This is a genomic window from Streptomyces sp. NPDC001914 (assembly GCF_042891215.1).
GTDB lineage: Bacteria > Actinomycetota > Actinomycetes > Streptomycetales > Streptomycetaceae > Streptomyces.
On sequence record NZ_JBIASW010000005.1, the window covers coordinates 120,134 to 146,317 of the forward strand.

At 70.0% G+C, this 26,184-nt stretch carries 27 protein-coding genes and 1 riboswitch; of the genes, 15 read left to right on the forward strand and 12 right to left on the reverse strand.

What is annotated here, in order from left to right:
- Positions 1–475 precede the first annotated feature (475 nt).
- The 3 genes from ACFYYF_RS16125 (at position 476) to ACFYYF_RS16135 (ending at position 3,971) form a co-directional block, all read left to right on the forward strand.
- Complete coding sequence (locus ACFYYF_RS16125) at positions 476–1,588, forward strand: LacI family DNA-binding transcriptional regulator (protein WP_361682885.1); 1,113 nt, start codon at positions 476–478, stop codon at positions 1,586–1,588.
- Positions 1,589–1,790: 202 nt separating this feature from the next.
- A complete protein-coding gene (locus ACFYYF_RS16130; RefSeq protein WP_361682887.1) occupies positions 1,791–2,927 on the forward strand; it encodes a metallophosphoesterase in 1,137 nt (378 codons plus the stop codon).
- 180 nt (positions 2,928–3,107) lie between these two features.
- A complete protein-coding gene (locus ACFYYF_RS16135) occupies positions 3,108–3,971 on the forward strand; it encodes a hypothetical protein (protein ID WP_388776021.1) in 864 nt (287 codons plus the stop codon).
- Between the two features lie 170 nt (positions 3,972–4,141).
- Here the strand turns inward: ACFYYF_RS16135 and ACFYYF_RS16140 are convergent, their stop codons facing one another.
- Together ACFYYF_RS16140 and ACFYYF_RS16145 are read right to left on the reverse strand one after the other, a co-directional pair.
- A complete protein-coding gene (locus tag ACFYYF_RS16140) occupies positions 4,142–5,665 on the reverse strand; it encodes a VWA domain-containing protein (RefSeq protein WP_388776023.1) in 1,524 nt (507 codons plus the stop codon).
- Entirely contained in the window at positions 5,662–6,606 is a 945-nt protein-coding gene (locus ACFYYF_RS16145; RefSeq protein ID WP_388776026.1) for a LysR family transcriptional regulator, read from the reverse strand. Before ACFYYF_RS16145 ends, ACFYYF_RS16140 begins: the two co-directional genes overlap by 4 nt.
- A 207-nt stretch (positions 6,607–6,813) precedes the next feature.
- Here ACFYYF_RS16145 and ACFYYF_RS16150 point away from each other — a divergent pair, with 207 nt between their 5' ends.
- Complete coding sequence (locus ACFYYF_RS16150; protein WP_361682894.1) at positions 6,814–7,176, forward strand: DUF1801 domain-containing protein; 363 nt, start codon at positions 6,814–6,816, stop codon at positions 7,174–7,176.
- Positions 7,173–7,568, forward strand: coding sequence for a VOC family protein (locus ACFYYF_RS16155; RefSeq protein WP_388776029.1), 396 nt, complete (start codon positions 7,173–7,175; stop codon positions 7,566–7,568). The genes ACFYYF_RS16150 and ACFYYF_RS16155 overlap by 4 nt, the downstream gene beginning before the upstream one ends.
- 57 nt (positions 7,569–7,625) lie before the next feature.
- Here the strand turns inward: ACFYYF_RS16155 and thiC are convergent, their stop codons facing one another.
- On the reverse strand, positions 7,626–9,446 hold the full coding sequence (gene thiC / locus ACFYYF_RS16160) for a phosphomethylpyrimidine synthase ThiC (RefSeq protein ID WP_388776031.1): 1,821 nt from the start codon (positions 9,444–9,446) through the stop codon (positions 7,626–7,628).
- A riboswitch (TPP riboswitch) is annotated at positions 9,439–9,595 on the reverse strand. It overlaps the preceding gene by 8 nt.
- A 71-nt stretch (positions 9,596–9,666) precedes the next feature.
- On the opposite strand from thiC, the gene ACFYYF_RS16165 reads away from it, so the two are divergent.
- On the forward strand, positions 9,667–11,172 hold the full coding sequence (locus ACFYYF_RS16165) for a YibE/F family protein (RefSeq protein WP_388776033.1): 1,506 nt from the start codon (positions 9,667–9,669) through the stop codon (positions 11,170–11,172).
- Positions 11,173–11,255: 83 nt separating this feature from the next.
- On the opposite strand, the gene ACFYYF_RS16170 is transcribed toward ACFYYF_RS16165, so the two are convergent.
- The 4 genes from ACFYYF_RS16170 to ACFYYF_RS16185 all read right to left on the reverse strand — a co-directional run bounded on the left by ACFYYF_RS16170 (position 11,256) and on the right by ACFYYF_RS16185 (position 13,685).
- On the reverse strand, positions 11,256–11,693 hold the full coding sequence (locus ACFYYF_RS16170) for an SsgA family sporulation/cell division regulator (protein ID WP_361682900.1): 438 nt from the start codon (positions 11,691–11,693) through the stop codon (positions 11,256–11,258).
- A 101-nt stretch (positions 11,694–11,794) separates the two neighbouring features.
- Complete coding sequence (locus tag ACFYYF_RS16175) at positions 11,795–12,553, reverse strand: IclR family transcriptional regulator (protein WP_388776751.1); 759 nt, start codon at positions 12,551–12,553, stop codon at positions 11,795–11,797.
- A gap of 438 nt (positions 12,554–12,991) precedes the next feature.
- Positions 12,992–13,204 (reverse strand): DUF5326 family protein, encoded by a 213-nt coding sequence (locus tag ACFYYF_RS16180; RefSeq protein WP_326786791.1) that lies wholly within the window; start codon positions 13,202–13,204, stop codon positions 12,992–12,994.
- Between the two features lie 163 nt (positions 13,205–13,367).
- Positions 13,368–13,685 carry a cupin domain-containing protein gene (locus tag ACFYYF_RS16185; protein WP_361682902.1) on the reverse strand — a complete coding sequence of 106 codons (318 nt, stop codon included), beginning with the start codon at positions 13,683–13,685 and terminating at the stop codon, positions 13,368–13,370.
- A gap of 81 nt (positions 13,686–13,766) precedes the next feature.
- Here ACFYYF_RS16185 and ACFYYF_RS16190 point away from each other — a divergent pair, with 81 nt between their 5' ends.
- From ACFYYF_RS16190 to ACFYYF_RS16210, 5 genes are all read left to right on the forward strand, one after another.
- Positions 13,767–14,144: a phage holin family protein gene (locus ACFYYF_RS16190; RefSeq protein WP_361682904.1), complete on the forward strand. Its 378-nt coding sequence runs from the start codon at positions 13,767–13,769 to the stop codon at positions 14,142–14,144.
- An 18-nt stretch (positions 14,145–14,162) separates the two neighbouring features.
- Positions 14,163–14,654 carry a low molecular weight protein-tyrosine-phosphatase gene (locus ACFYYF_RS16195; RefSeq protein WP_388776037.1) on the forward strand — a complete coding sequence of 164 codons (492 nt, stop codon included), beginning with the start codon at positions 14,163–14,165 and terminating at the stop codon, positions 14,652–14,654.
- Positions 14,651–15,850, forward strand: a complete 1,200-nt coding sequence (locus tag ACFYYF_RS16200) for a cystathionine gamma-lyase (RefSeq protein ID WP_388776040.1) — start codon at positions 14,651–14,653, stop codon at positions 15,848–15,850. Before ACFYYF_RS16195 ends, ACFYYF_RS16200 begins: the two co-directional genes overlap by 4 nt.
- A 215-nt stretch (positions 15,851–16,065) precedes the next feature.
- Positions 16,066–16,971, forward strand: coding sequence for a LysR family transcriptional regulator (locus tag ACFYYF_RS16205; protein WP_388776043.1), 906 nt, complete (start codon positions 16,066–16,068; stop codon positions 16,969–16,971).
- 68 nt (positions 16,972–17,039) lie between these two features.
- Positions 17,040–17,522, forward strand: a complete 483-nt coding sequence (locus ACFYYF_RS16210) for an NUDIX hydrolase (protein WP_361682912.1) — start codon at positions 17,040–17,042, stop codon at positions 17,520–17,522.
- A 44-nt stretch (positions 17,523–17,566) separates the two neighbouring features.
- On the opposite strand, the gene ACFYYF_RS16215 is transcribed toward ACFYYF_RS16210, so the two are convergent.
- Positions 17,567–18,199, reverse strand: a complete 633-nt coding sequence (locus tag ACFYYF_RS16215; RefSeq protein ID WP_388776046.1) for an HAD family hydrolase — start codon at positions 18,197–18,199, stop codon at positions 17,567–17,569.
- Between the two features lie 160 nt (positions 18,200–18,359).
- Between ACFYYF_RS16215 and ACFYYF_RS16220 the strand changes: the two genes are divergently transcribed.
- The gene (locus ACFYYF_RS16220; protein WP_388776048.1) at positions 18,360–19,226 is read left to right on the forward strand and encodes a GNAT family N-acetyltransferase; all 867 of its coding nucleotides are present in this window, start codon (positions 18,360–18,362) and stop codon (positions 19,224–19,226) included.
- 142 nt (positions 19,227–19,368) lie between these two features.
- Here ACFYYF_RS16220 and ACFYYF_RS16225 read toward each other — a convergent pair whose 3' ends face one another.
- Positions 19,369–19,791: a heme-binding protein gene (locus tag ACFYYF_RS16225; protein ID WP_361682918.1), complete on the reverse strand. Its 423-nt coding sequence runs from the start codon at positions 19,789–19,791 to the stop codon at positions 19,369–19,371.
- Positions 19,792–19,892: 101 nt separating this feature from the next.
- Positions 19,893–21,101, reverse strand: a complete 1,209-nt coding sequence (locus tag ACFYYF_RS16230; protein ID WP_361682920.1) for an MFS transporter — start codon at positions 21,099–21,101, stop codon at positions 19,893–19,895.
- Positions 21,102–21,242: 141 nt separating this feature from the next.
- Between ACFYYF_RS16230 and ACFYYF_RS16235 the strand changes: the two genes are divergently transcribed.
- Positions 21,243–21,731, forward strand: coding sequence for a MarR family transcriptional regulator (locus tag ACFYYF_RS16235; protein WP_361682922.1), 489 nt, complete (start codon positions 21,243–21,245; stop codon positions 21,729–21,731).
- Between the two features lie 9 nt (positions 21,732–21,740).
- Positions 21,741–22,193, forward strand: a complete 453-nt coding sequence (locus tag ACFYYF_RS16240; RefSeq protein ID WP_388776053.1) for a GNAT family N-acetyltransferase — start codon at positions 21,741–21,743, stop codon at positions 22,191–22,193.
- 73 nt (positions 22,194–22,266) lie between these two features.
- Here the strand turns inward: ACFYYF_RS16240 and ACFYYF_RS16245 are convergent, their stop codons facing one another.
- On the reverse strand, positions 22,267–23,652 hold the full coding sequence (locus tag ACFYYF_RS16245) for a serine hydrolase domain-containing protein (RefSeq protein WP_388776056.1): 1,386 nt from the start codon (positions 23,650–23,652) through the stop codon (positions 22,267–22,269).
- Between the two features lie 252 nt (positions 23,653–23,904).
- Here ACFYYF_RS16245 and ACFYYF_RS16250 point away from each other — a divergent pair, with 252 nt between their 5' ends.
- On the forward strand, positions 23,905–24,471 hold the full coding sequence (locus tag ACFYYF_RS16250; RefSeq protein WP_388776059.1) for a dihydrofolate reductase family protein: 567 nt from the start codon (positions 23,905–23,907) through the stop codon (positions 24,469–24,471).
- Positions 24,472–24,513: 42 nt separating this feature from the next.
- On the opposite strand, the gene dnaB is transcribed toward ACFYYF_RS16250, so the two are convergent.
- Complete coding sequence (gene dnaB, locus ACFYYF_RS16255; protein ID WP_361682930.1) at positions 24,514–25,983, reverse strand: replicative DNA helicase; 1,470 nt, start codon at positions 25,981–25,983, stop codon at positions 24,514–24,516.
- Positions 25,984–26,184: the final 201 nt, after the last annotated feature.

Consider the following 26,184-nt stretch of genomic DNA (forward strand, 5'->3'; position numbering starts at 1 on the left):
GCAGTCCTCCTCGTGACCACCAGCGGCTCATGACCACCACCGGCTACCAATACTTCTCACCTTATGAGGATTCCGCGCCGCTGCGAATGGCCTGTGGACAACCCGACACCGTCACGTGCCCCGCCGGGTGATCGTCCGCGGACTTTGGCGGCAGATGCCGGACCGCCGCCGTCGCACGGCCCGGCGGCCGTCCTCGTACCAAGTCGTATGAAAGGGGGCGCGTCGACGACTATCACATGCGCCGGTGGCTCACGCCGTGGCGCGCATCCCTCGTACAGGTGAGTTGAGACCTCTTCGAGACATGGCTCGCTTGGCAGGCTCGCACGCGCCGACAAGTCACGTATTGGGATGAGATCGCTCAACTACCTTCACTTCAAAGGGAGTTAACGCATTTCGATCATGCAGAAACGTGCCTGTCAACGCGTGCATATGCGTCCGCACTACCCCACCGTATGAGCCCTACTATCGGCTCGCCATGACAGCAGCAGGGAAGCACCAGGTGAGCCGGGCGGAGACCTCCCGCCGAGGCGGTCGGCCGGGCCGGGCGGGCATCAGAGACGTGGCCGCGGCAGCAGGGGTCTCCATCACAACCGTCTCCGACGCCCTCAACGGCAAGGGACGGCTCCCGGACGCCACCCGACGCCATGTCCGCGAAGTCGCCGACCGGCTGGGCTATCGCCCGTCGGCCGCGGCCCGAACCCTCCGTACGGGCAAGTCCGGCCTGATCGGCTTGACCGTCACCACGTACGGGGATGAACCTTTCACCTTCACCGAGTTCGCGTACTTCGCCGAGATGGCCAGAGCCGCCACCTCGGCGGCGCTCGCCCGGGGATACGCCCTGGTCATCCTCCCCGCGACCTCCCGCCACGATGTGTGGTCGAACGTCGCCCTGGACGGAACCGTGGTCATCGACCCCTCCGACCAGGATCCGGTCGTCAGCGAGCTGGTCCGCCAGGGGCTGCCCGTCGTCTCCGACGGCCGGCCCGTGGGATCGCTCCCGGTCACCGCCTGGGTGGACAACGACCACGAGGCCGCGGTCCTCGGCATCCTCGACCACCTGGCCGACGCCGGCGCCCGCCGCATCGGCCTCCTCACCGGCACCAGCACGGACACGTACACCCACCTCTCCACCACCGCGTACCTGCGCTGGTGCGAGCGCGTGGGCCAGGATCCGGTGTACGAGGCCTACCCGGCGCACGATCCGTGCGCCGGAGCGGTGGCCGCCGACCGGCTCCTCGCCCGGCCCGACCGCCCGGACGCCGTCTACGGCCTCTTCGACCCGAACGGCACCGACCTGCTGGCGGCCGCCCGCCGCTACGGTCTGCGCGTACCCGACGACCTGCTCCTGGTGTGCTGCAGCGAGTCGAACGTCTACGCCAGCACCGAACCGCCCGTCACGACCCTGTCCCTCAAACCGCGCAGGATCGGCACGGCGGTCGTCCAGTTACTGATCGACGCCATCGAAGGGGTCGAATCGGACCAACCGGTCGAGCAGGTGATACCCACGGAGCTGATCGTGCGGACCTCGTCGCAGCGGCGCCCGCCCCGGACGACCGTCAGTCCGCCCCGATCACCCGAACAGGGCTGAGGACCGATCCGGCCAGGGCGGGGTGAGCCCCGCCCAATTCGGGCGAAAACCGCGGTGAACTGGGCTCCTGTTCCGATTCACCACCCCTGGGTCATCACATGGCGCGATCCGCATTCCTATGATGGGCGGACGACACCGCGGGCCGCTGCGACCAGGCAGTCCGAACCGGTGCAGATGCGGCGCGATGGTGGTGGAGGGGTCGATGACTCAGGGGGCCGGTCAGGGACCCGAGGTGGTGCGGACGGCGACGTTGCGCGACTTCCGGGTGCCCGGGTACGTCCACGAGACCGGTCCGTATGCGCAGGACACGCCTCACGGCGAGGGCGCCGGACCCATGACCGCGCGGTACGCGCCGGGAGGGCCCTCCCCGTACGCGTCCGCGGAGGCTCCGCCGGAGTTCCCGGGGGAGTTCTCCGAGGGGTACACGCCCACGCAGCGCGATCTTCCGGTCATCAACCGCGGCGACACCCAGCAGGTCGTCGTCGACCCCTCCGGCGCACCCGCCCCGGCCCCCGGCGCCGGGCCCGGCCCGCTGTACGTCGTCGGAGACGTGCACGGCTACCTCGACCAGCTCCTCGCCGCGCTGCAGGCCAAGGGCCTCGTGGACGCCTCCGGCAGCTGGTCGGCCGGCACCTCGCGCCTGTGGTTCCTCGGAGACTTCACCGACCGCGGCCCGGACGGCATCGGCGTGATCGATCTCGTGATGCGGCTCTCCGCCGAGGCGGCCGCGGCCGGCGGCTACTGCAAGGCACTCATGGGCAACCACGAGCTGCTGCTGCTCGGCGCCAAACGGTTCGGCGACACCCCGGTCAGCTCGGGCGCCGGCACCGCCACCTTCCAGGCCGCCTGGCTCCTCAACGGCGGCCAGAAGACGGACATGGACCGCCTCCAGGACCACCACCTTCAGTGGATGGCCCGCCTCGACGCCATGGAGCTGGTCGACGGCCACCTGCTGGTGCACTCCGACACCACCGCCTACCTCGACTACGGCGACTCCATCGAAGCGGTCAACGACACCGTCCGCGAAACCCTCACCCGCAACGACGCCGAGGACTGCTGGGACCTCTTCCGCAAGTTCACCCGGCGCTTCGCCTTCCGCGACGAGGGTGCCGAGGCCGTCCACGAACTGCTCGGCGCCTACGGCGGCACCCGCGTCGTCCACGGTCACAGCCCCATTCCCTACCTCCTGGGCGAGGTGGGCCCGGAGGACGGCGAGGCCGGAGCGGGTCCCGTCATCGAAGGACCCCACGTCTACGCCGACGGCCTGGCCATCGCCATGGACGGCGGAGTGACCATGGCCGGAAAGCTGCTGGTCCAACAACTTCCGCTGGATATCTGAGCGTTCACCGGACAGGCGTCCGGCCGGCGGACCGCTCCGGACAGGGGCCAATTTCTGGAAACCCCCTGTCACGGCGTGCCGTCGCCGCTCTACCATCGGCTTATCCGTAGCAGGCTCCCCTCCGTTTCTGCCCAACGGCTCGTCAGCGTGCGAGCCATCAGCCCTACGGAGCATCGGGGGATGCAGATGAACAGCGTTCCGCAGCACCTGCTGAGCGAGGACCGCCAGGAATACGAGCGGATCCTCGATGAGGCGCTGCGCTCCGCACCACACCGCCCGGAACTCGCCGCTGTCGGCCAGCGGCTCAACCTCGAACAACTGCGCACCATGGCGCTCAACGCCACGGCCCTCATCACGACCGCCGCGTCGGACGAGTACGCGCACTACGTGAAGATCCGCAGCGAACTGCGCCGCCCGGTGCGGTCCGCCCCCGTCGCGAGCGAGGACGCCGGCTCCACCGAGCCGGGCACGACCGCGATGGGGCTCGCCGCCACCGTGGGAGAGGTCACCGAGACCGCCGGGGCCGGAGCGGTCGCCGTCGTCGCGGTGCTCGCCCCCGTCCTCGCCGGGACGGCCGCGGCGATATTCCTCCTCGTCGGATACGTCCTGAGGATGCTCGACCCCGAGCCGACCATCGCCAGAACCCTTCTGACCACCGGATGGGTCTTCGGCGCGGTCACGGCGGCAGCCATCCTGGTCGCCGCGGCCGGACTGCTGCTGACCGCCCTGCGCAACAGTTCGTCCTCCCTCCTGGCGGACGCGGGCGACGAACTGAACGGACAGGTCGCCCGGGCCAAGGAGGCCTGGCGCGACGCCCTGCTGGAGCGCGGCATCATGCCGTTCCTCCGGGAAGCCCTCGCGGACCCGGGCTCGGCGGCACTGGGCCGCCCCGCACCGGCCCCCAGCCGCATACCCCACCTCGGGTACGACCGGCCGGGGTTCAGCAGCCCCGAGGGCGGACCCGCGGCGGGCCCGCGCCCGAGCTTCTCCAGCCCGGACTTCACCAGCCCGGACTTCGGAGGACCTGAACACCAGCCCGAGTGACCCGGCCGGCCGACGGCCGGGTCCGAGGCAGGAGAGGGCCCGCGCGGGTGCGCGGGCCCGCACACCGGTGCCGGTGCGGCCTTTTCCGGCCGCCGGACGGGCGGTCCCTCACGGCTGCCCGGAACGGGTCGGCGGCGTCCGGCGGGCGTCCTCCGCCGCGTCGGACCGTCTCAGACGATGCCCAGCCGCCGCGCCTCCTTCATCCATGACGGGAACTCGGACAGCAGCCGGTCGTAGAGCTCCGGATCGGGTACGTGGCCGATGTCGTCGACGGCGAAGAAGCCCACGTTGTCGACGCGCCGGCCCGGCAGGGTGTCGAACCGTTCCAGAACGCCGTAGTTGGAGCGACCCAGTCCGACGAACTGCCAGAAGACCGGCTCGTCCACCGCCTCCATCAGCTCCTTCTCGATCTCCTTGTTGCGGTAGACACCGCCGTCGGAGAAGAAGAGCACCAGCGTGGGATCGGCGGCCGGGTGCTCACGGACGAACGCCCGGACCTCGGCGATCACCTTCTGCTCCTCGTTCTGGATGCCGACCGCCCGCATGTCCACCTGCCCCGGCAGGAGGCCCTTCTTCGGCTTCTTTCGCCGGAACAAGGTCAGTTCACCGACCCGGACATGGCGCTCCAGCCACTCCGGCAGATCACCCAGGGCGAGGTCCGGCAGCCGCGCCGGGTTCGACGCGAAGGTCCACGCCTGCATCTCCCCGTCGTCGTCCAGCTGGGCCGCGACCGCGGCCATCCGCTCCACGACGTCGGCCACGACGCCCTTGGAGTACAGGAACGACATCGAGCCGGAGGCGTCCAGGACCAGGATGACGCGGGCGCGGACACCCACGGCCCCGTGCTTGCGAAGACTGACCGCCACCTGCTCCTTGCGCAGGGAGAGCCGCTTGCGCATGTCCACGGGCAGCCGCTCCTCTCCCTTGACGAGGCGAGGAGCCGGTCCGGCACCCGGGGCCGGGGGTGCCTGGGGCCCCGGGGGTGCCGGCGAGGCGGGAGCGGCCGGGGGCGCGGGGGCGCGCGGGGGTGCCGGAGCCGACGGAGGCGGCGGGGGGACGGGAGCGGTCATCGGTGCCGGGACCGGCGGGAGAGCCGATGGCGGCGGGGGTGCGGGTGAGGCGGTCGCGCTCGTCGCGTCCGGGGTCCCGGAAGTGCCCGGCTCCTCGTCCACGCTGATCCCGAAGTCGGTGGCCAGGCCCGCGAGCCCGGAGGCGTATCCCTGGCCCACCGCGCGGAACTTCCACGCACCGCCCCGCAGATACAGCTCGCCTCCGATGAACGCCGTCTCCGTCGTCGCCTCCATGTCGAAGAACGCCAGCTCGTCGCCGGTCCTGGCGTCGAACAGTCTCAGTCGCAGACCCGACAGTCCGCCGAACGTGCCGCCGTCGGCCGAGGCGCCCAGGACCACCCGCTCGACCTCCGGCTCCAGGGCGCGCAGATCCACCTCGACGGTGTCCGTCGTCCCGTCGCCCTCACGGCGCTTGCCCGCGTGACGCACGGCGCCGGAGGCATGTCTGGGCTGGTTGTAGAAGACGAAGTCACCGTCGTCGCGGACCCGCCCGTCCGCGCGCAGCAGCAGGGCCGAGGCATCGGCGTCCGGCGCGCCGGGGCCTCCGGACCAGCCGAGCACGACCCGCACCTCCTGCGCGGCAACGGGAAGGTTGGCGCCCTTGCTCATCGATGTCGGTGTCATGCGCCCAGTCTCCCCGGAGAAGCCGTCGATGGATCCGATCCATACGCCTGCGCGTGGGACGGGGTGGCCGCGTCCGTCGCGGCCCGGACGAACTCCCGCAGGCGCTCGCTGGTGTTGCCCTCCCTCCAGACCAGTCCCCGTTCGATCGGGCGGGCGTCGTGAAGGGGTACGTAGGCGATGTCGGGCCGGGGGTAGTACTGCCGCGAGTGCTCCCCGACCGGGAGGACGCCCCGGCCCATCGCGACCAGGGTCAGCATCTCGGAGAAGGACTCGCCGACCGGGCCCTTCGGAACGGGCCTGCCCGAGGGGGTGTGGTCCGGTGTGCGGTCCCGCTTGAACGCCGCCGAGGTCACCTGGGGGTACTGAACCACGGGGTGTTCCGCGAGCACTTCGAGGGACAGCCGTTCCTCGCCGGCCAGCGGATGACCGGCCGCGACGGCGAGGACCCGTCCTTCCCGCAGCAGGGCCGGTCCGCAGGCCATTCCGTCGAAGGGGAACGAGGCGAGCAGCACGTCGACCGAACCGTCCACCAGGCTCGCCCGGGAGTTGGAGAGCTGTACCTCGCGCACGTCGACGCGGCAGTCCGGGTGACGCTCACCGAACAGGGCGACGGCTCTGAGAAGCGCCGGCGCCGTCCACTCGCCGAGGAAGGCGGCCCGCAGCTCTCCGGTGACGCCCCGGCCGGCGTCGGCCGCCCTCCGCAGCGCGGCCTCGATCCCGGCGACCAGAGGTGCCAGGTCGTCCGCGAGCTGCCGGCCGATCGGGGTGAGCCGGACGGAACGGCTGGTGCGCTCGAACAGCAGGCCGCCGATTCTGCGCTCCAGCGCCTTGATCACCTGGCTGACCCGGCCGGTCGTGACCCGCAGCCGCTCGGCGGTCCGGCCGAAGTGCAGTTCCTCGGCCAGCGTCAGGAAGGTCTCGATCTCCAGTCGCTCCAGCATGCAACCCCCGGCGTTAAATCTGGCTCAACAGTCGTACAGCGATCATGCCTTGATGGCGTACCGCCCCGCGGTGGATCGTGGAAGGCGTCCACCCGGCCGAGGGAAGAAGCCGAACGCCCCGGCCGCCCGAGCACCCAACGACGACTCCGAGCCCGGCTCGGACGACCCCATCCACCACACCCATCACATCCTTCCGAACGGGGACCCATGCCTTCCGCGGACATCACCGCCTACCTGAACGGACTCGACGGCCCGCTGCGCGACATCGGCGAGAGACTGAGGCACGTCATCGACGCGGCCCTCCCCGAGGACTCCGGGGCCATGTGGCACGGCCATCCCACCTGGAGCCTCGGGGACAAGCCGGGCCGGGCCCCGGTCTGCCTGCTCAAGGCCCACACGTCCTCTGTCACCTTCGGCCTGTGGCGCGGCCAGGACGTGAGCGATCCATCGGGCCGGCTCGTCGCGGGAGCCCGCCGGATGGCCTCCGTAAAGCTCGGGCGTGCCGACGAGATCGACCCCGTCCTGTTCAGCGCGTGGCTCCGCCACGCCGTAGCCCTGGAGACGACATGACCACGCTGCGCGTGAAGGCCTTCGACCACCTTGTTCTCAAGGTCGAGGACATCGAACGGTCCCTGGACTTCTACACCGGACTTCTCGGCCTGGAACCCGTGCGCGTCGCCGAATGGCGTCTCGGCCAGGCTCCGTTCCCGTCGGTGCGGGTGACCGCGGAAACCATCATCGACCTGATCGCCCATGCCCCCGAGGGGTCCAACGTCGACCACATCTGTCTCACCGTGGAACCGCTGGACTGGGACCAGGTCATCGCGTCGGGAGCCTTCACCGTGCTCGAAGGACCCGTGGAACGCTTCGGCGCACGCGGCACCGCGACCTCGGTCTACGTCCGGGACCCGGACGGCAACACCCTCGAACTGCGCTGGTACCCGCAGGACGTCACGCCGTGACCGGGCCGGGGACCGCGGTCCGGGGGTGCTCCCCGGACCGCGCCCCCGTGGGGTGGCTCAGTCGGCCAGCGGCAGGTACACGCGGTTGCCGGCCTCCGCGAACTCCCGGGACTTCTGGAGCATGCCCTCGGAGATCTCCGCGGCGGAGGCACCGTCGGCCACCTCACCGCCGAACCGCTCGTTGATGTCCTGACTGATCTTCATCGAGCAGAACTTCGGCCCACACATGGAGCAGAAGTGGGCCGTCTTGGCGGGCTCGGCCGGCAGCGTCTGGTCGTGGAACTCCCGTGCCGTGTCCGGATCGAGAGCCAGGTTGAACTGGTCCTCCCACCGGAACTCGAAGCGGGCGTCGGAGAGCGCGTCGTCCCATTCCTGCGCACCCGGGTGCCCCTTGGCGAGGTCGGCCGCGTGGGCGGCGATCTTGTAGGTGATGACGCCGGTCTTGACGTCGTCACGATCGGGCAGCCCCAGGTGTTCCTTGGGAGTGACGTAGCAGAGCATGGCCGTGCCCCACCAGGCGATCATCGCGGCACCGATGCCGGACGTGATGTGGTCGTACGCGGGCGCGACGTCCGTCGTCAGCGGGCCGAGCGTATAGAACGGAGCTTCATCACAGATCTCCTGCTGAAGGTCGATGTTCTCCTTGATCTTGTGCATCGGGACATGCCCCGGGCCTTCGATCATCGTCTGTACCTGAAAACGCTTCGCGACCGCGTTGAGTTCCCCGAGCGTCCTCAACTCGGCGAACTGCGCCGCGTCGTTGGCGTCCGCGATGGAACCCGGCCGCAGCCCGTCACCGAGCGAGTAGGTGACGTCGTACGCGGCGAGGATCTCGCAGAGCTCCTCGAAGTTCTCGTACAGGAACGACTCCTTGTGGTGCGCGAGGCACCAGGCGGCCATGATCGAGCCGCCGCGCGAGACGATGCCGGTCTTGCGGTTCGCGGTGAGCGGCACGTAGGCCAGGCGCACGCCCGCGTGGACCGTCATGTAGTCCACGCCCTGCTCGGCCTGTTCGACGACGGTGTCCTTGTAGATCTCCCAGGTCAGCTCCTCGGCACGGCCGTCGACCTTCTCCAGCGCCTGATAGAGCGGCACGGTGCCGATGGGGACGGGGGAGTTGCGCAGCACCCACTCACGCGTGGTGTGGATGTTGCGGCCGGTGGACAGGTCCATGACCGTGTCGGCGCCCCAGCGGGTCGCCCAGGTCATCTTCTCCACCTCCTCCTCGATGGAGGACGTCACCGCGGAATTGCCGATGTTGGCGTTGACCTTCACCAGGAACCGCTTGCCGATGATCATCGGCTCGATCTCGGGATGGTTGACGTTCACGGGCAGCACCGCCCGGCCCGCTGCGATCTCCTCCCGTACGACCTCGGGGTCGACGTTCTCGCGGAGCGCCACGAACTCCATCTCGGGCGTGATCTCTCCGCGCCGCGCGTAGGCGAGCTGGGTGACCGCCTGCCCGGCCCGGCCCCGGCGCGGCTGGCGCGGCCGGCCCGGGAAGACCGCGTCGAGGTTGCGCAGCCCTCCGCGCGGGGACGTGTGCTTGATCCCGTCGTCCTCGGGACGGACGGGACGGCCCGCGTACTCCTCCGTGTCCCCGCGGGCGATGATCCAGCTCTCGCGCAGCGGCGTCAGCCCCCTGCGCACATCGGTGTCGACGGTCGGATCGGTGTACGGGCCGGAGGTGTCGTACAACGTCACGGACTGCCCGTTGGTGAGGTGCACCTGGCGGACCGGCACCCGCAGATCGGGGCGTGTGCCCCCGACGTACGCCTTGTGCCAGCCGATGGACCGCCTGTCCTGGCCGTCCGGGGACGACGGGGAAGCCCCGTCCGTCCGTCCGAAGGCAGGCGTGCGTACATCCTTGTCGGTCATCTGACCTACTCCCTACGCCGGCATTACCCGGTAACAGGTTCAGCGGTCGACGCAGCGGCTTCCGATCGCCGATGTTTCATGTGAAACATCGCGAAGACGGAGGTCAGCGTCCTCTCAGCCCGGTGCTCCGAGCTCCCGCGTGTGCAAAGGTGCCTCCACGCTAGCGTCATATTTGGCGCGGTGAACAGAGGGCCCTTGACGTTCTTGCGATGATCGGGCGGTGACGACGACCCGGCAGCACCCGTTCCCCCCGTCCGAGCCACCACGGCGTCCCGGCTCCGACGGCGGCCGCGGGCATGGCTCCGGCACCGGCCACGAGCACGGGCACGGACAGGGGCACGGACCGGACGGCGATCATCACGGTCCGGGCGACGGGCACGAGCCGGGTCCCCGCCGCGGGCACGGCGAGCCGGCGGGCTCCGGGCACGGGCATTCCCACAGCCACGGTCCCGCCGCGCCGGTCTCCCGGCATCTGCGCAAGGTCATCGCCGCGGTACTGATCCCCTTCGCGGCCGCGGTCGTGGCGGGTCTCGTGCTCCTGTGGCCCGGCGGCGCGCCGGCCCACGAGCGCACCGGCGTCGGCTTCGACCGGCAGACCCAGCAGGCGACGGTCACGAAGATCGACCAGGTGGACTGCAAGTCCGTGAACGCCTCCTCGGGGAGCTCGGTGGGAGCCGCCTCCACCACCGGGGGTTCCTCCGACCAGGGCCGGACCGCGGGGGAATGCAAGAAGGCGACCGTCCGGATCGACACCGGGAAGGACAAGGGCCGCACGTTCACGGAGATCGTGCAGCCGGACCAGTCACGGCAGTTGCACCAGGGCGAGAAGGTCGTCGTCGCCTACGAGCCGTCCGCCCCCAAGGACCTCCAGTACTCGGTCACGGACGCGAACCGGAAGCTGCCGCTGACACTGCTCGCCGTGATCTTCGCGGTGGTCGTCGTGGTGATCGGCAGGATGCGCGGCGTCATGGCGCTGGTCGCGCTGGCCATCAGCTTCGTGATCCTGAACTTCTTCATCCTGCCCGCGATCCTCCAGGGTTCGAACCCGCTGCTCGTGGCCGTCGTCGGGTCCAGCGCGATCATGCTGATCGCGCTCTACATGTGTCACGGCCTGTCGGCCCGGACCTCCGTCGCGGTGGTCGGCACCCTGCTCTCCCTGGTGCTGATCGGTTTCCTCGGCTCGTTCTTCATCGACTGGGCCGTGCTGACCGGCAACACCGACGACAGCACCGGCCTGATCCACGGCCTGTTCCCGTCCATCGACATGAGCGGTCTGCTGCTGGCGGGCGTCATCATCGGTTCGCTCGGTGTCCTGGACGACGTGACGGTGACGCAGACGTCCGCGGTGTGGGAACTGCACGAGGCGAACCCCACGATGGGCTGGCGCGGCCTGTACCGCGCGGGTATCCGCATCGGCCGGGACCACATCGCCTCGGTCGTCAACACGCTCGTCCTCGCCTACGCGGGCGCCGCGCTGCCCCTGCTGCTGCTCTTCTCGATCGCTCAGAGCAGCGTGGGCACCGTCGCCAACAGCGAACTGGTCGCCGAGGAGATCGTGCGCACGCTGGTCGGATCGATCGGTCTGGTCGCCGCGGTGCCGGTGACGACCGCTCTGGCCGCCCTGGTGGTCGCCGCGGACCGCGAGGGCGGCGCACCCGTCCCCGCGCAGCCCCAGGCCGACAGGACCCCGGCACGGGGCGGGAAGGGACGTCGTCGCAAGCACTGACGCGTACCGAGGCAGCGCTGAAACCATCCTGCATCGGCGGCCCTTGTGAGGAAGCGTTCCTCCGCTGTGGGCCGGCCGCGGCGTCAGCCCGCGCTCTGCTCCTCCGTGAGGATGCGGTCGAGCACCGCGTCGAGCGAGGTGTCGAAACCCTCGAGGGAGCGTTCCTGCCCGAGCGGCACGAGCCGGTCCGTCCGGTCGAGGAACGCGACGAGTGGCGCGGTCCCGGACCGGAACAGCGCGTGGTCGCCGCCGACCTGAAGCCGGATCAGCACCTCGCCGAGCGCCTCCGGGTCGGCCGGAGCGATGTGCACATCACCGTCCCCGCAGGGCCTGCCCACCCCGTCGATGAGCAGTTCCCGACCGAACGCCCAGGTCACCGGCGCGTCGCCGGGCAAGTGGAAGGTCAACCGCACCGCGTACGGATCACAGGTCTCGTATCGCAGCTCGACAGGAATGCGGAACGACAGCTCCTCGGACACGAGGAAGCTCATCATGACCTCTGCCTGCACCGACTCGCGCATCGCCTACCCCGTCGTTTGCCCTCGACTGGCCAGGAGTGGTCCCACCTGACACTGCTGGAAATCTTGCTCAACGTGCATGCCTAATTACAAGGAGTGAGTTTTCAGATACTGATAGAGAGGGCGAGTGTTCCTAGCCGGCGGCCGACCTCGCTCTGCAGCCTGCGTGCTGTGGGGATCAGCCGGTCGCCCTGGTGGGACGGGAGGGAGAAGGCCACGGTGGCTGCGGAACTGCCCGCCGTGACCGGGATCGCGGCACAGACCGTGCCCAGCGCGTACTCCTGCCGCTCGATCACCGGTTCCATCCGGCCCGTCCGTTCCAGCCGGCGCAGCAGACGGTCCTCGTCACGCACCGTGTACGCGGTGAGTGCCCGCACCGGATAGCGGTCGAGGTGGTCACGCCGGGATCTGTCGTCCAGCTGGGCCAGCAGACACTGGCCGACCGCGTGGGCGTGCCCGGTCTCGCGGAAATCGGCCCACTCCGCGACGGCGGGGTTCGCCGGGGTGTCGGCGACACACATGACCTCGATCTCGCCCTCGCGGTAGGCCGCGTAGTACACGGGTGCGCCGATCGCGTCGCGCCACTGCTCGAGCGTGTCCCGCATCGTGCTGCGACGTTTCTGCCGGGCTCCGTTGCTGCCGAGGCGCTCGGCGGCCTCGCCAAGGAAGAACAGCCCTCTGTCGCGGCGCAGATAGCCCTCGTGGACCAGGGTGCGCAGCAGGTGGTAGGCGGTCGGCAGCGCCAGTCCCGCCTCCCGGGCGAGCTGTTTGGCGGGGGCGCCCTGCTCACGTGCGGCGACGGCCTCCAGCAGACGCATCGCGCGCTGGACCGAGCCGATCAGCGTGGTGGTGTGCGAGTCCAGGGGAGCGGCTTCGGGCTCCGCCGAGGGGGTGCGGGGCCGCCGGGCGGGTTCCCCGGTCGCCGGAGTCCGGCACTCCGCCCGCTCCCCGGGCGGGGTGTGCGAGGGCGGCGCCTCCCCCGGCGACGAACGCGGCTGGACCGGCGGAACGCGTGCCGCAGCGGGCGTACCCGGTCGCCGGAAGGGTGGAGCGACGGATGGTGCGGGTGCGGTGTCAACCGTGGCCAAGGGGCACTCCGAAGAGCGAGGAGGACCGCCCGTGCGGGGAGTCACGGGAGGGGGCTGTGCGCTGCCCGCGGGGTCGGCCCCGCGTCGAGTTCCGGACTCTAACGGCCCGTCACCGCCCATATGCGGCCTCACCGGAAAACTTCCCCCGGCCGAGGGAACCTTGGGTTCCCTTTCCCCTTTCTCCGTTACCTGTCGCTCACCCCCGCGCGCACCTCACCAGTCGCTGCGCGAGGAGGAACCCGACATGAACTTCCGCACGATGAAGATCAGCCCGCCGACCAGCGCGACGAAGACGAGCAGCTTGAAGAGCAGGCCGATGACGAACCCGACGACGCTCGCTATCAGACCGCCGAACACCACGAGGGCGATGACCGGCACCGCGACCCACTTCACCCACCACGGCATACCGCTGAAGATCTCCTGCATCGCCCTGTCCTTGCCTCTCCTGCCCGTGGCCCCGAGTCCGGGACGCCGATTCCGGGTTCTGTCGTGTCTCGCATCCGATGCTAGGACGGAGGGACGCCGTGCGGTGGCCTCGCATCCCTTGTCCTCCCCTGACCGTTCCCCTAGGGAACCCTGAGACGCGGGGTCAGCTCTCGGGTGGAGAGAACACCACCAGGACCCGCAGGTCCTCCGTAATGTGGTGGAACTTGTGGGCGACCCCGGCGGGCACGTACACGACGCTGCCCCGGGCCACCTGAGTGGTCTCCAGGCCGACCGTGACCGACGCCCGCCCGCTGACGACGAAGTACACCTCGTCCTGGGCGTGCGGCTTCTGCGGATCGAGGGCGCCCGCGTCGAGCGCGTACAGCCCGACCGACATGTTCCGCTCACGCAGGAACTGCAGATAGGCGCCATCGTTGGCGGCGCGTTCCGCCTCCAGTTCATCCAGCCGGAATGCCTTCATCGCCCTCGTCCGCTCTTGTGCACCACAGGCTGTTTCCACAGCCTCTTCTGGCCAGTCGATCTCTCTGCCACGATCAGACACATGAAGAATTTCGTAGTCAAGACGCTCGCCAACGCGGGGGCCCTGGCCGTCGCCGTCTGGCTGCTCGACAAGATCACCCTGACGGGCGACAGCACGGGCAAGAAGATAGCCACGCTCCTCTTCGTGGCGCTGGTCTTCGGACTGGTGAACTCCCTGGTCAAGCCGATCGTGAAGGTACTGACCTTCCCCCTCTTCATCCTCACCCTCGGCCTGATCACCCTTGTGGTGAACGCCTTGATGCTGCTGCTCACCTCGTGGCTCGCCGACAAACTCGACCTCAGCTTCCACGTGGAGGGCTTCTGGACCGCCGTCCTGGGCGGCCTGATCATCTCCGTCGTCTCCTGGGCGCTCAACGTCGTGCTGCCCGACGGCGACTGAAACGACCGGGAGAGTCCGATGACCTACCGCGTCTGCTTCGTCTGCACCGGCAACATCTGCCGCTCGCCGATGGCCGAATCCGTCTTCCGTGCCCATGTGGCGCGAGCCGGACTCGGCGAACTCGTCGAGGTCGACAGCGCGGGCACGGGTGGCTGGCACGAGGGCGACGGAGCCGACGAGCGCACCGTCGCCGTGCTGGAAGCGGCGGGCTACGAGAGCGATCACACGGCCCGGCAGTTCCAGGCCTCGTGGCTCTCCCGTCTCGATCTCGTCATCGCCCTCGACACCGGCCACCTCAAGGCCCTGCGCCGCCTCGCGAACAGTGCGGAGGACGCCGGCAAGGTCCGGCTGCTGCGCTCGTACGACCCCGCCGCGGGCGACGACCTGGACGTCCCTGATCCGTACTACGGACAGATGGACGGCTTCGAGGAATGTCTTGAGATGGTGGAGGCGGCGAGCCCCGGGCTGCTCGCCGCGGTACGCGAGCATATGGAGGGACGACAGGCATGACGTCAGGGGATTTCGTCACGGCGGACGACAAGGGCGCGGGCCCCGCGGAAGAGCGCGTGGCCACCCCCGCGCCAGTGCCGGGCGACGGCACACGGGCGGTACGCGCCGGGCTGCCCGAGCCCGTCAAGTACGAGCCGACCCTTCCCGGCCCGGTCTTCGCCGCGCACTTCCACCTGCCCGGCGAGCCCACCGGCCCCTACACCTACGGCCGCGACGAGAACCCGACCTGGACGCTGCTGGAGCGCGCCATCGGCGAGCTGGAGGCACCCGGGCAGGAGTCCGCCGAGACGCTCTCCTTCCCCTCCGGCATGGCCGCCATCTCCGCGGTGCTCTTCTCGCATCTGCGCTCCGGCGACATCGTCGTCCTGCCCGACGACGGCTATCAGGTGCTGCCGCTGGTCCGCGAGCAGCTGACCGCGTTCGGCGTCGAGGTGCGCACCGCCCCCACCGCCGGAGACGCCCAGCTCGAGGTGCTGGACGGCGCGAAGCTGCTGTGGATCGAGACACCGTCCAACCCGGGCCTCGACGTCTGCGACCTGCGCCGCCTCGTCGACGCCGCGCACGCGCAGGGCACGCTCGTCGCCGTGGACAACACGCTGGCCACCCCGCTCGGACAGCGCCCGCTGGAGCTGGGCGCCGACTTCTCCGTGGCCAGCGGCACCAAGATGCTCACCGGGCACGGCGACATCCTCCTCGGGTACGTCACCGGCCAAGACGCCGAACTGATGGCTCCCGTACGACGCTGGCGCAAGATCGTCGGAGCCATCCCGGGGCCCATGGAGGCCTGGCTCGCCCACCGCTCGCTGGCCACGCTCCAGCTCAGGGCCGACCGGCAGACCGCCACCGCGAGGACGATCGCCGAAGTCCTGCGGGACCGCCCCGAAGTGACGGGGCTGCGCTACCCGGGACTGCCCGACGACCCCTCGTACAAGATCGCCTCGCAGCAGATGCGCCGCTTCGGATGCGTGGTCTCCTTCACGCTGCCCTCGCGCGAGCGCGCGGAGCGCTTCCTCGACGCGCTGCGCCTGGTGGACGACGCCACCAGCTTCGGCGGGGTGCGGTCCACGGCCGAGCGGCGCGGCCGGTGGGGCGGCGACGCCGTCCCGGAAGGCTTCATCCGCTTCTCCGCCGGCGCCGAGGATCCCGAGGACCTGGTGGCGGACATCCTGCGGGCCCTCGACGCCTCCGCCGCGTAGGGCGTCCCTCACCGCGGAATCAGTACCCCCGCTACGTACAACGGACGGTCCGAGCCTCCCCCCTCGTGGCTCGGACCGTCCCGGTTCCGCGCGCGAAGAACCGCGCGAACAAGGCTAGTTGACTCTGTGTCAGTGTCCAATCACAGTAGCGACAGAAACCTATCGACTTATTTATAGTTGTGGCTCGCGCGGGGTGCTGAAAGGGGAGAGGCACCATGGACCTGGCCTTGTTGCGCACGTTCGTGACCGTGCACCGGGCCGGTTCCTTCACTCGTGCCGCCGCCCTGCTCGGCCTGTCCCAGCCGGCCGTCACCTCGCAGATCCGCACGCTGGAACGCCAGTTGGGGCGCCCCCTGTTCCTGCGCCAGGCACGAGGGGTGACGCCCACGACCATCGGCGACGAACTCGCCCACAAGGCCGCTCCGCATCTCGACGCCCTGGTGGAGATCACCGAGACCGGTCTCGACGAGGACTCGTCCCTTCGGACCCTGCACCTCGCCGGTCCGCCCGAGTTCACCGCGGAACGCGCTTTGCCCTCCCTCATGGAACTGACCGGCGGCGACGGCCAGGGCTTCGCACTGCGCGCCTCCTTCGGCAACGCGGAGGAGACGATGAAGGGGCTCGCCGCCGGACATCATGATCTGGCCATGGCGACGGCCCGGCCGCGGGGCGCGCTGCTCACCGCGACTCCGCTCTGCGACGAAGAGCACGTCCTGGTCGCCGCTCCGCGCTGGGCCGCCGAGATCGGTCCGGGCAAACTCCGCCGCAAGGGCGCACGCGCTCTCGAGGACTTCCCCGTCGTCGAGGTCCACGAGTCACTACCGCTCGTCGCCCGCTACTGGGCCTCGGTCTTCGACTGCCGGCCCGCCGCCTCCGGCACGGTGATCGTCCCGGACCTCCGAGCCGTCCTCGCCTGCGCCTCCGCCGGCGCGGGCCTCGCCGTCCTGCCCAAATACCTCTGCTCCGACGCCATCGAGCGCGGAGACGTCGTGGCGCTCCTCGACCCCGCGGTGCCCCCGCTGCGTACGTACTTCCTGGTCGTGCGGACGGGAACGCTGGCGATGCCGCACATAGCCCGCGCACACGAATGGCTGCTGCGGGCGGCCGCCGACTGGAGCTGAAGCGGTTTTCACGCGGAATCGCGGCCGCACGATGTTTCACGTGGAACCAGCCGGGCCACATTTCTCCCATGACCGTCCGACCCGTGGTCAAGCGCACCGCACGAGCCGTCCTGCTCGACGGCGACGACCTGATCTTGATCAAACGCACCAAGCCCGGCGTCGATCCCTACTGGCTCACACCAGGCGGCGGGGTCGAGCCGGAGGACACGACTGTCGTCGAGGCACTGCATCGCGAGGTGCACGAGGAACTCGGCGCCAAGATCGTCGATGTGGTTCCCTGCTTCGTCGACACGGTCGAGCACATCGGCGACGACGGCGGCGCGACCGGCGTGAAGGTCCAGCACTTCTTCGTCTGCCGGCTGGAGTCCATGGACCCGTCCCTGCGGCACGGTCCCGAGGTGGACGAGCCCTGCGGCGAATACGAGATCGTCCGTATCCCGTTCACCCGCGTCGGCATCGCCTCCGTCCACCTCGTACCCCTGTCGCTGAGGCACTACCTCGACGGGAACATCGAGGGCGTACGCGCCATGCACGCACCCGACCTGGGCTGATCCGATCCGGTGTGATTCCGGCGCGGGTCGGCCGCCCGGCTGGGTCACGCGGTGCGGTCCACCAGCCGATAGGCGGCGCCCAGGTCCCGTCCCACGTAGGAATGCGTGGCGAGGCTGCTCAGATGCCGGTCCGCGTTGACCGCGACGGACACCGGTACGACGCCGAAGAGATCCTTGTCCGAGCCCGAGTCGCCATAGGCGACGCAGTCGGCCCGGCTCACCCCGAACTCCGCACAGAGCAGATCCGCGATCCGCACCTTCGCCGCAGCGTTGAGAACGCCTGCCAGGTCCAGCGGCTCCACGAACGGCACCGCGGGAAAGCGCGAGCCGTGAGCCGCGTGCGCTCCCCACGTCAGCAGGCGCTCCACGAAGAAGGAGGGCGACAGCGAGACGACAGCGCAGTAGTCGCCGTTCCGCCGGATCTCACTCCAGACGTCCTCGATCCCCGACATCCAGGGCGCACCGTCGAAAGCCGCCGTCACATGCGCCTCGGTGAGGTCCCTCCACAGGGCGTGCACCCGGGTCGCGTACTCCGGCGGGCCTATGCGCCCCTCGGAGATGTCCTTCTCGAGCGCGATGGTCTCGGCCTCCAGGCCGAGTTGCCGGGAGATCTCCAAGGGCGCGGTGCTTCCGTGGAGCAGCGTCCCGTCGAGGTCGAAGAGATGAAGTCTGGCCATGTCCGTCGAGGCTACTGGGGCCAATCGGCTTTCGGGGCCGGGGGTTTCACGTGAAACCCCCGGCCGGGCGCCACCACCGGCGTGGACTGTGCCCAAAAGCCGGTGGGAGTCGCGGGAAAGCGGTGGACGGCAGGCGCTGATCTCGTACAGCCTGACCTGCGTGTCGATTCCTTCCCTCACCGCTCTGCCCATTCGCCGTCTGACGCCCCGCGACCTCGTCGCCTGCGCCGACTTGTCCGAGGACCGGGGGTGGCCCCGCGAAGAACACAAGTGGGGTCTGCTCCTCGCCGGGGGAACCGGATACGGCATCGACGACCCCGCCGGCGGTCTCGTCACCGCGTGCGTGGTGACGGAGTACGGACCGGGCGAGCGCCCCGAACTGGCCGCGATCGGCATGGTCCTCGTCGCCGAGCGGCACGCGCGCCAGGGTGTCGGACGCCGTCTGATGCGGCACGTGATCGAGGAGGCTGGCACGACCCCGCTGACCCTGCACGCCACCGCGTACGGGCGCCCGCTCTACGAGGAGCTGGGATTCAAGGCCACCGGCCGGGCGGAGATGGTCCGCGGGGTCTTCAGCCCCGACGGCACGGAGACCAGGGTCTTCACCCGCCCGGCCACGGCGGAGGATCTCGCCCCCGTCCTGCGGCTCGACGAAGAGGTCTTCGGAGCCGACCGCACCCACATGATCACGCGCCTGCCCGCCTTCGGCGACCAGCTGCGCGTGGCCGAGGAGAACGGCCGGATCATCGGCTACGCGGCCGCCTGGCCCAACATGACCACACAGGTCGTGGGCCCCCTGATCGCCCGGGACACGCGGACGGCGAAGGCCCTCGTCTCCTCGCTCGCCGCACACACCGACCGTCCGCTGCGCACCGACGTCGACACACGCCACGAGGAGCTGCTGAGCTGGCTCAAGGAACGCGGGCTGGCCTCGGTCGGCTTCAACGCGGTGATGACGCACCGGATCCCGGAACTGCCCGGCGACTGGACCCGCCGCTTCGCACCGCTGACCGTGGCCGCCGGCTAGGAATCCGTCGGCTCCTCCGGACACACGGATGTGCCGGTCCCCCGGATACAAGGGGGGCCGGCACATGCGGTCCGTCGTTCGTCGGCTGCCGGTCGTCGTTCGTCGTTCGTCGTTCGTCGGCAGGTGCCTCGGCCGACGAGTGTCAGACGAGCGATTCGACCGCCGCGACGGCGAAGCCGTGGTCCTGCTCGGGCATTCCGCCACCGACGCCGATCGCGCCGATCAGGCGGCCGTCGCGGCGGACCGGTACGCCGCCCGCGATGAACAGCAGGGGCCGGTCGAGCGCGGTGGGCAGGGTGTGGAAGAGACCGCCGGGCTGCACCGCGTCGACGAGGTCGGCGGTGGCCGAGTCGAGCTGGAGTGCCGTGTAGGCCTTGCGTGTGCTGGTCTCTCCCGAGATCAGCACGGCCTGGTCGTCGCGCCGGAAGGCGAGCAGGTGGCCGCCCGCGTCGAGGACGGTGACGCTGACCCGGACACCGGCGGCTTCGGCGGCGCGTCGGGCGGCGGTCACGAGGACCTCGGCGTCCTCGATGGTCAGGGGGGCGACGGCGGTGGTGGTGCTCATCAGAGTGTTCTCCTTGTGGGGGTGTTCTGTGTCGCGTCGGGAACGCGCCGGATCGAGGCGCCGTGGGAACGGCCCCGGCCCCGCGTCGGGCTCGTTCCCGGTCAGTGGTGGACGGCGGTCCGGGACTCGGCGGGGAGGCCTCCGGCGACCACGACAGCGGGCCGGGACGTGCGGCGCTCCAGAGCGGCCGAGACGACGGCCAGGACGAGCGCGCCTGCGGCGAGGACGGCGCCGACCCAGTTGGGTGCGGTGTAGCCGAGGCCCGCGGCGATGACGACGCCGCCGAGCCAGGCCGAGAGGGCGTTGCCCAGGTTGAAGGCGCCGATGTTCACGGCCGAGGCCAGGGTGGGAGCGCCGTGAGCCTGGTCGAGAACGCGCTTCTGCAGGGGCGGCACGGTCGCGAAGCCCAGAGCGCCGATGAGGGCGATCGTGACGGCCGCCAGGAACTTGTTGTGGGCGGTGAGGGTGAAGAGTGCGAGCACGACGGCGAGGCCGCCCAGCGAGGCGTACAGCATCGGCATCAGCGCGCGGTCGGCGAACCGGCCGCCGATCAGGTTCCCGCCCACCATGCCGAGGCCGAAGAGGACCAGCAGCCAGGTGACCGATCCGTCGGCGAAACCGGCGACGTGCGTCATCATCGGCGCGATGTAGGTGATGGCGGCGAAGACCCCGCCGAATCCGAGCACGGTCATCGCCATCGCGAGCAGGACCTGGACGTTCTTGAAGGCGGCCAGCTCATGGCGCAGACGCACTCCCTCGGGCTTGGGCATCTCCGGGACCAGCCTGGCGATGCCCAGCAGGCCGATGACACCGAGCGCGGCGACGCCGGCGAACGTGACGCGCCAGCCGGCGGACTGTCCGATCAGCGTTCCCAGGGGAACGCCGACGACATTGGCGATCGTGAGCCCGCTGAACATCATCGCGATCGCGCCGGCCTTCTTCTCGGGCGCGACCAGTTCGGCGGCGGCCACGGAGCCGATGCCGAAGAAGGCACCGTGCGCGAGGGAGGCGACCACCCGGCCCGCGAACATCAGCCAGAACGCCGGAGCCACGGCGGAGATCAGATTGCCGAGGACGAACAGCCCCATCAGCACCATGAGCATCCGCTTGCGGGACACCTTCGTGCCGAGCGCGGTCATGATCGGCGCGCCGATGACGACGCCCAGGGCATAGCCCGTGACCAGCAGTCCGGCCGTGGGGATGGAGACTCCGAAGTCTCCGGCGACCTCGGGCAGGACGCCCATGATCACGAACTCGGTCGTTCCGATTCCGAAGGCCCCGATCGCGAGGGCCAGAAGCGCGAGAGGCATGGTGGAGACACCTTCCAGAAGATTGCACGAGCGCTTTGCCTTCGTTCACAATAGTTGCAGACGCGGGCTATATGCAACCGCGGGCTATTGCGTCTGTGCTCTATCCTGGACACAGCCGCTCCGGGACGAGGAGGAAACGCCATGACAGCCACGGACCCCGCGCTCACCGCCCTCGCCCAGGGATGGTGCGCACTCTCCCTGCTGCACGGGAGGATCGAGGCCCACATCGAGCGGGCCCTGCAGGCCGAGCACGGACTCAGCGCACGCGAGTACTCCCTGCTCGACGTGCTCAGCCGTCAGCACGACGGCGAGGGCGGTCATCTCCAGATGAAGCAGGTCGCGGACGCGGTCGTACTCAGCCAGAGCGCCACCACGCGCCTGGTCACCCGTCTCGAGGACCGCGGACTGCTCGCCCGCTATCTCTGCCCCACCGACCGCCGCGGCATCTACACGAACGTCAGCGAGGCGGGACTGAAGCTCCTCGCCGAGGCGCGGCCCACGAACGACGCCGCCCTGCGCGAAGCGCTCGACGACGCGGCCGAGAATCCCGACCTCGCCCCCCTGGTCCGGGTCGTGGAGTCGGCGAGCGCGCCCGTCCACCCCGTGCCGTCGGTGAGCGTGCCCTCATAGGGTGCGCTCATGGCAGATCTTGAGATACGACCCGCGGCCGCCGACGACGTGCCCGCCATCGTCGCGATGCTGGCGGACGACCCGCTGGGTGCCCAGCGCGAATCGCCGGATGACCTGAGCCCCTATCTGGCCGCCCTGGAGCGCCTGAGCCGCGACCCCAACCAGCATCTCGTCGTCGCCGTCCGCGACGGCCGCGTCGTCGGCACCCTGCAGCTCACAGTGATTCCCGGGCTGTCCCGCAGGGGGGCCACGCGCTCCGTCATCGAGGCCGTGCGCATTCACGCCGACGAGCGCGGCAGCGGTCTCGGGACGGAACTCATCGAATGGGCGGTCGAGGAATCCCGCCGCCAGAACTGCCAGTTGGTCCAGCTCACCTCCGACGTCACCCGTACCGACGCCCACCGCTTCTACGAGCGGCTCGGCTTCGAGGCCTCGCACGTCGGCTTCAAACTCCCGCTCTGAGACAGACCGGAGCCCGCTCACGGGCGAGGCGGCCTGTTTCACGTGAAACAGGCCGCCTCGCGTCCGGCGGTGCCTACCGCACTCCTCGCCAGCCTTCGGGGTCAACTCCGCCGGGCACCGGGGCGTCCTCGTCGTACGGCTGCCGCGTGAACACGAAGGACCCGAGGTCCAGGTGGCTCACGGAGCCGTCGGGCCGCCGTACGGGCCGCAGAAGCTCGCCGGCGTAGTAGCCGTCGAGCCCCGTCCACGTCCCGTCGCCGTTCGTCCGGAAGCGCGCCCCGCGGCCGACTCCCGAGAGCGGGCCCAGCACCAGCCCTCCGTCGGCGGGCAGCCGCAGTCCGAATGCCTGAGTCCCCCAGTACCACTGGCCCGCCAACTCCAAGGCGCTCTGGTCCACTTCGGCCATCGGCTGCCAGGGCTCGGGGATCCGTGGCTCCGCCTCGGCGACGATCCGCACCAGATCGGCGGCGACGGTGAACACGGGCGGGCCCGAGGTGCAGTTGGACAGCACCACCGCGGCCACGTCGTCCTCCGTGCTGATGACCAGTCCGGCGAGGAAACCCGGCAGGGACCCGGAATGCCCGACGAGGGTCCGGCCGTCACGATGCACGATCTGCAGGGCGAGCCCGTACGAAGTCCCCGCCGCCAGTTCCGCGGCCTCCGGCGGAGCGGCCGGCGCGTGCATCTCCGTGACGGACTCCGCGCTCAGCACGCGGTCGTCACCACGCGCGAGGAAGACCGCGAAGCGGGCCAAGTCCCCCGTGGTGGACCACAATTGTCCGGCCGGAGCCATCCGCCCCAGGTCCTCGGCGGGCTCCGGCATCATCGCGTCCGCCCAGGGGTGGACCGCCCATCCCCCCGCGTGCGGCGCCTGCGGGTGGGCGCTCGTACGGTGCAGGCCCAGCGGTTCGAGAATCTCGCGGCGCAGCACCTCTTCCCAGGGTGCGCCGCGCAACTCCTCGACCAGGGCGCCGAGCAACGTGTAACCGGTGTTCGAGTAGTGGTGCCGCCGTCCGACCGGATGACGGAAGGGCTGCTCGCCCAGTACGTCGGCCAGTTCGGGTCGCAGGGAACCGGATGTGCGCTCCCACCAGGGCGACGGCGACTCCGCGGCCAGCCCTCCGGTGTGGGCGAGCAGTTGGGAGATGGTGACCTCCCCCGCGCCGGTGCCCGGCACATGCTTCTCCAGCGGGTCACCGAGGTCCAGGACACCCTCGTCGCGCAGCCTGAGCACCAGAACGGCGGTGAAGGTCTTGGTGATGGAGCCGATCCGGTACTGCACGTTCTCGTCCGGGCCGTGACCGGGCACAGACGTCCGCGCCCCGTTCCATACCGCCTTCCCGCCCCGCACCACCGAAGCGACCATGGACGGCGCCCGTCCCTCGGTCTGGGCGACGGCGATGCGGTGCAGCAGGGCCCGGCGCGTGCCGGGAAGCAGATCATCGTGGGATGTCGTCATGACACCAGTCCACCCGCCCGGACGCCGGACGTCGAGCGGATTGATCCGGAGCCGGCCCCGTCGGGTCGCGAGGTCTCTCCCCCAGTGGCATGTCGCCCTCTCGTCGGGATCGGGCGGCTTGCCCGGGTCGGCCGGGTACACCACGCTGAGCCCCGGGCACGAGGACCACCGGCGAGCCCGGATCGCGCACCGATGAGTTTCCCGCGCCACGCTGGTCTGTACGCCGGACACCCACGGACGGAAGGCTGGGCCATGCGGAAACTGATCTACGGCATGAACCTGACCCTGGACGGCTACATCGCCGCGACCGGCGACACCATCGACTGGAGCGGACCGCCGAGCGACGAGCTGTTCCAGTGGTGGCTCGAACACGAGCAGGCGAGTGGCCTGTCGCTGTACGGGCGCAAGCTCTGGACGGCGATGAGTTCCTACTGGCCGACCGGCGACCAGCGGCCCGACGCCACTGAGGCGCAGATCGAGTTCGCGCGGAACTGGCGGGACACGCCGAAGGTGGTGTTCTCCTCGACGATCGACAAGGTCGACTGGAACACCCGCCTGGTCACCGGCGACGCGATCGCCGAGATCACCCGGCTCAAAGCCGAGGACGGCGGCCCGATGACCATCGGCGGCGCAACGCTCGCCGGGGCGGCCATGCGGGCCGGGCTGATCGACGAGTACGTGATCGCCACCCATCCGGTCCTGGTGGGCGGCGGCACCCCGTTCTTCACCGCGCTGGACAGCTGGGTGAACCTGAACCTGGTGGAGACGCGGACGTTTCCCGGGGGCGTGGCTCTGACCAGGTACGAGACGAGGCGCTGAGCAGCCGCACCCACACGCCCCGGACCCCGGCAGGGTGCCGGATCAGGTCTGGGCCATGTCCACGAAGCGCGAGTAGTGACCCTGGAAGGCCACGGTGATCGTCGCCGTCGGGCCGTTACGGTGCTTGCCGACGATGATGTCCGCCTCGCCGGCGCGCGGGGACTCCTTCTCGTAGGCGTCCTCGCGGTGGAGCAGGATGACCATGTCCGCGTCCTGCTCGATCGACCCGGACTCACGCAGGTCGGAGACCATCGGCTTCTTGTCCGTACGCTGCTCGGGACCACGGTTGAGCTGCGACAGCGCGATCACCGGCAGTTCCAGCTCCTTGGCCAGCAGCTTCAGGTTTCGCGACATGTCGGAGACCTCCTGCTGACGGCTCTCGGAACGCTTGCCTCCTGACTGCATGAGCTGGAGGTAGTCGATGACCACGAGCTTGAGGTCGGCGCGCTGCTTGAGCCGTCGGCACTTGGCGCGGATCTCCATCATCGACAGGTTCGGGGAGTCGTCGATGTAGAGGGGAGCGGCCGAGACGTCCGGCATACGGCGGGCGAGCCGGGTCCAGTCCTCGTCCGTCATGGTGCCGGACCTCATGTGGTGCAGTGCGACGCGCGCCTCGGCGGACAGCAGGCGCATCGCGATCTCGTTGCGGCCCATTTCGAGCGAGAAGATCACGCTGGGCATGTTGTGCTTGATCGAGCAGGCACGGGCGAAGTCCAGGGCCAGCGTCGACTTACCCATGGCGGGACGGGCCGCGATGATGATCATCTGACCCGGATGCAGACCGTTGGTGAGCGAGTCGAGGTCGGTGAAGCCGGTCGGTACGCCGGTCATCTCCCCCGAGCGCGATCCGATCGCCTCGATCTCGTCGAGCGCACCCTCCATGATGTCGCCGAGCGGCAGATAGTCCTCGGTGGTGCGCTGCTCGGTGACCGCGTAGATCTCGGCCTGCGCGCTGTTGACGATCTCGTCGACGTCGCCGTCGGCCGCGTATCCCATCTGCGTGATGCGCGTGCCGGCCTCGACCAGGCGGCGCAGGACCGCGCGCTCGTGCACGATCTCCGCGTAGTACTCGGCGTTGGCGGCGGTCGGGACCGTCTGCACCAGCGTGTGCAGATACGGTGCGCCTCCGACCTTGGTGATCTCGCCGCGCTTGGTGAGTTCGGCCGCGACCGTGATGGGGTCGGCCGGCTCGCCCTTGGCGTACAGGTCGAGGATCGCCCCGTAGATCGTCTCGTGCGCCGGACGGTAGAAGTCGTGGCCCTTGAGCACCTCGACGACGTCGGCGATGGCGTCCTTCGACAGGAGCATGCCGCCGAGGACGGACTGTTCGGCGTCCAGGTCCTGCGGAGGCACCCGTTCGAAGGACGAACCGCCGCTCTCCCAGGACCCGTTGTCCCGGTCGTGCTGTTCGTCGCGGCCTCGGCCGCCGCTGCCGCGCCGACGGGACGAGGGCAGACGATCACTGGGTCCGCTGTCCGCCCAGGGGTCGTCCAAGGGCTCGGAAATAGTCACCGAGCCACCTCCTCCCGTCCGCAGAGCGGACCTAGCAGTGCCTTCAATTTCTACGGCACGGCACTGACAAGTGAGCGGCCCGACTCCGGTTCTCGCGCGTCGGTTTTGCGTGCTTTCCGAGGACGGAGCGGAGAACGGGCGCCGCACCACGTTAGGCCCGCGGGCACCGTCAGCCAATCTGGTTATCCACAGGCCATGTGG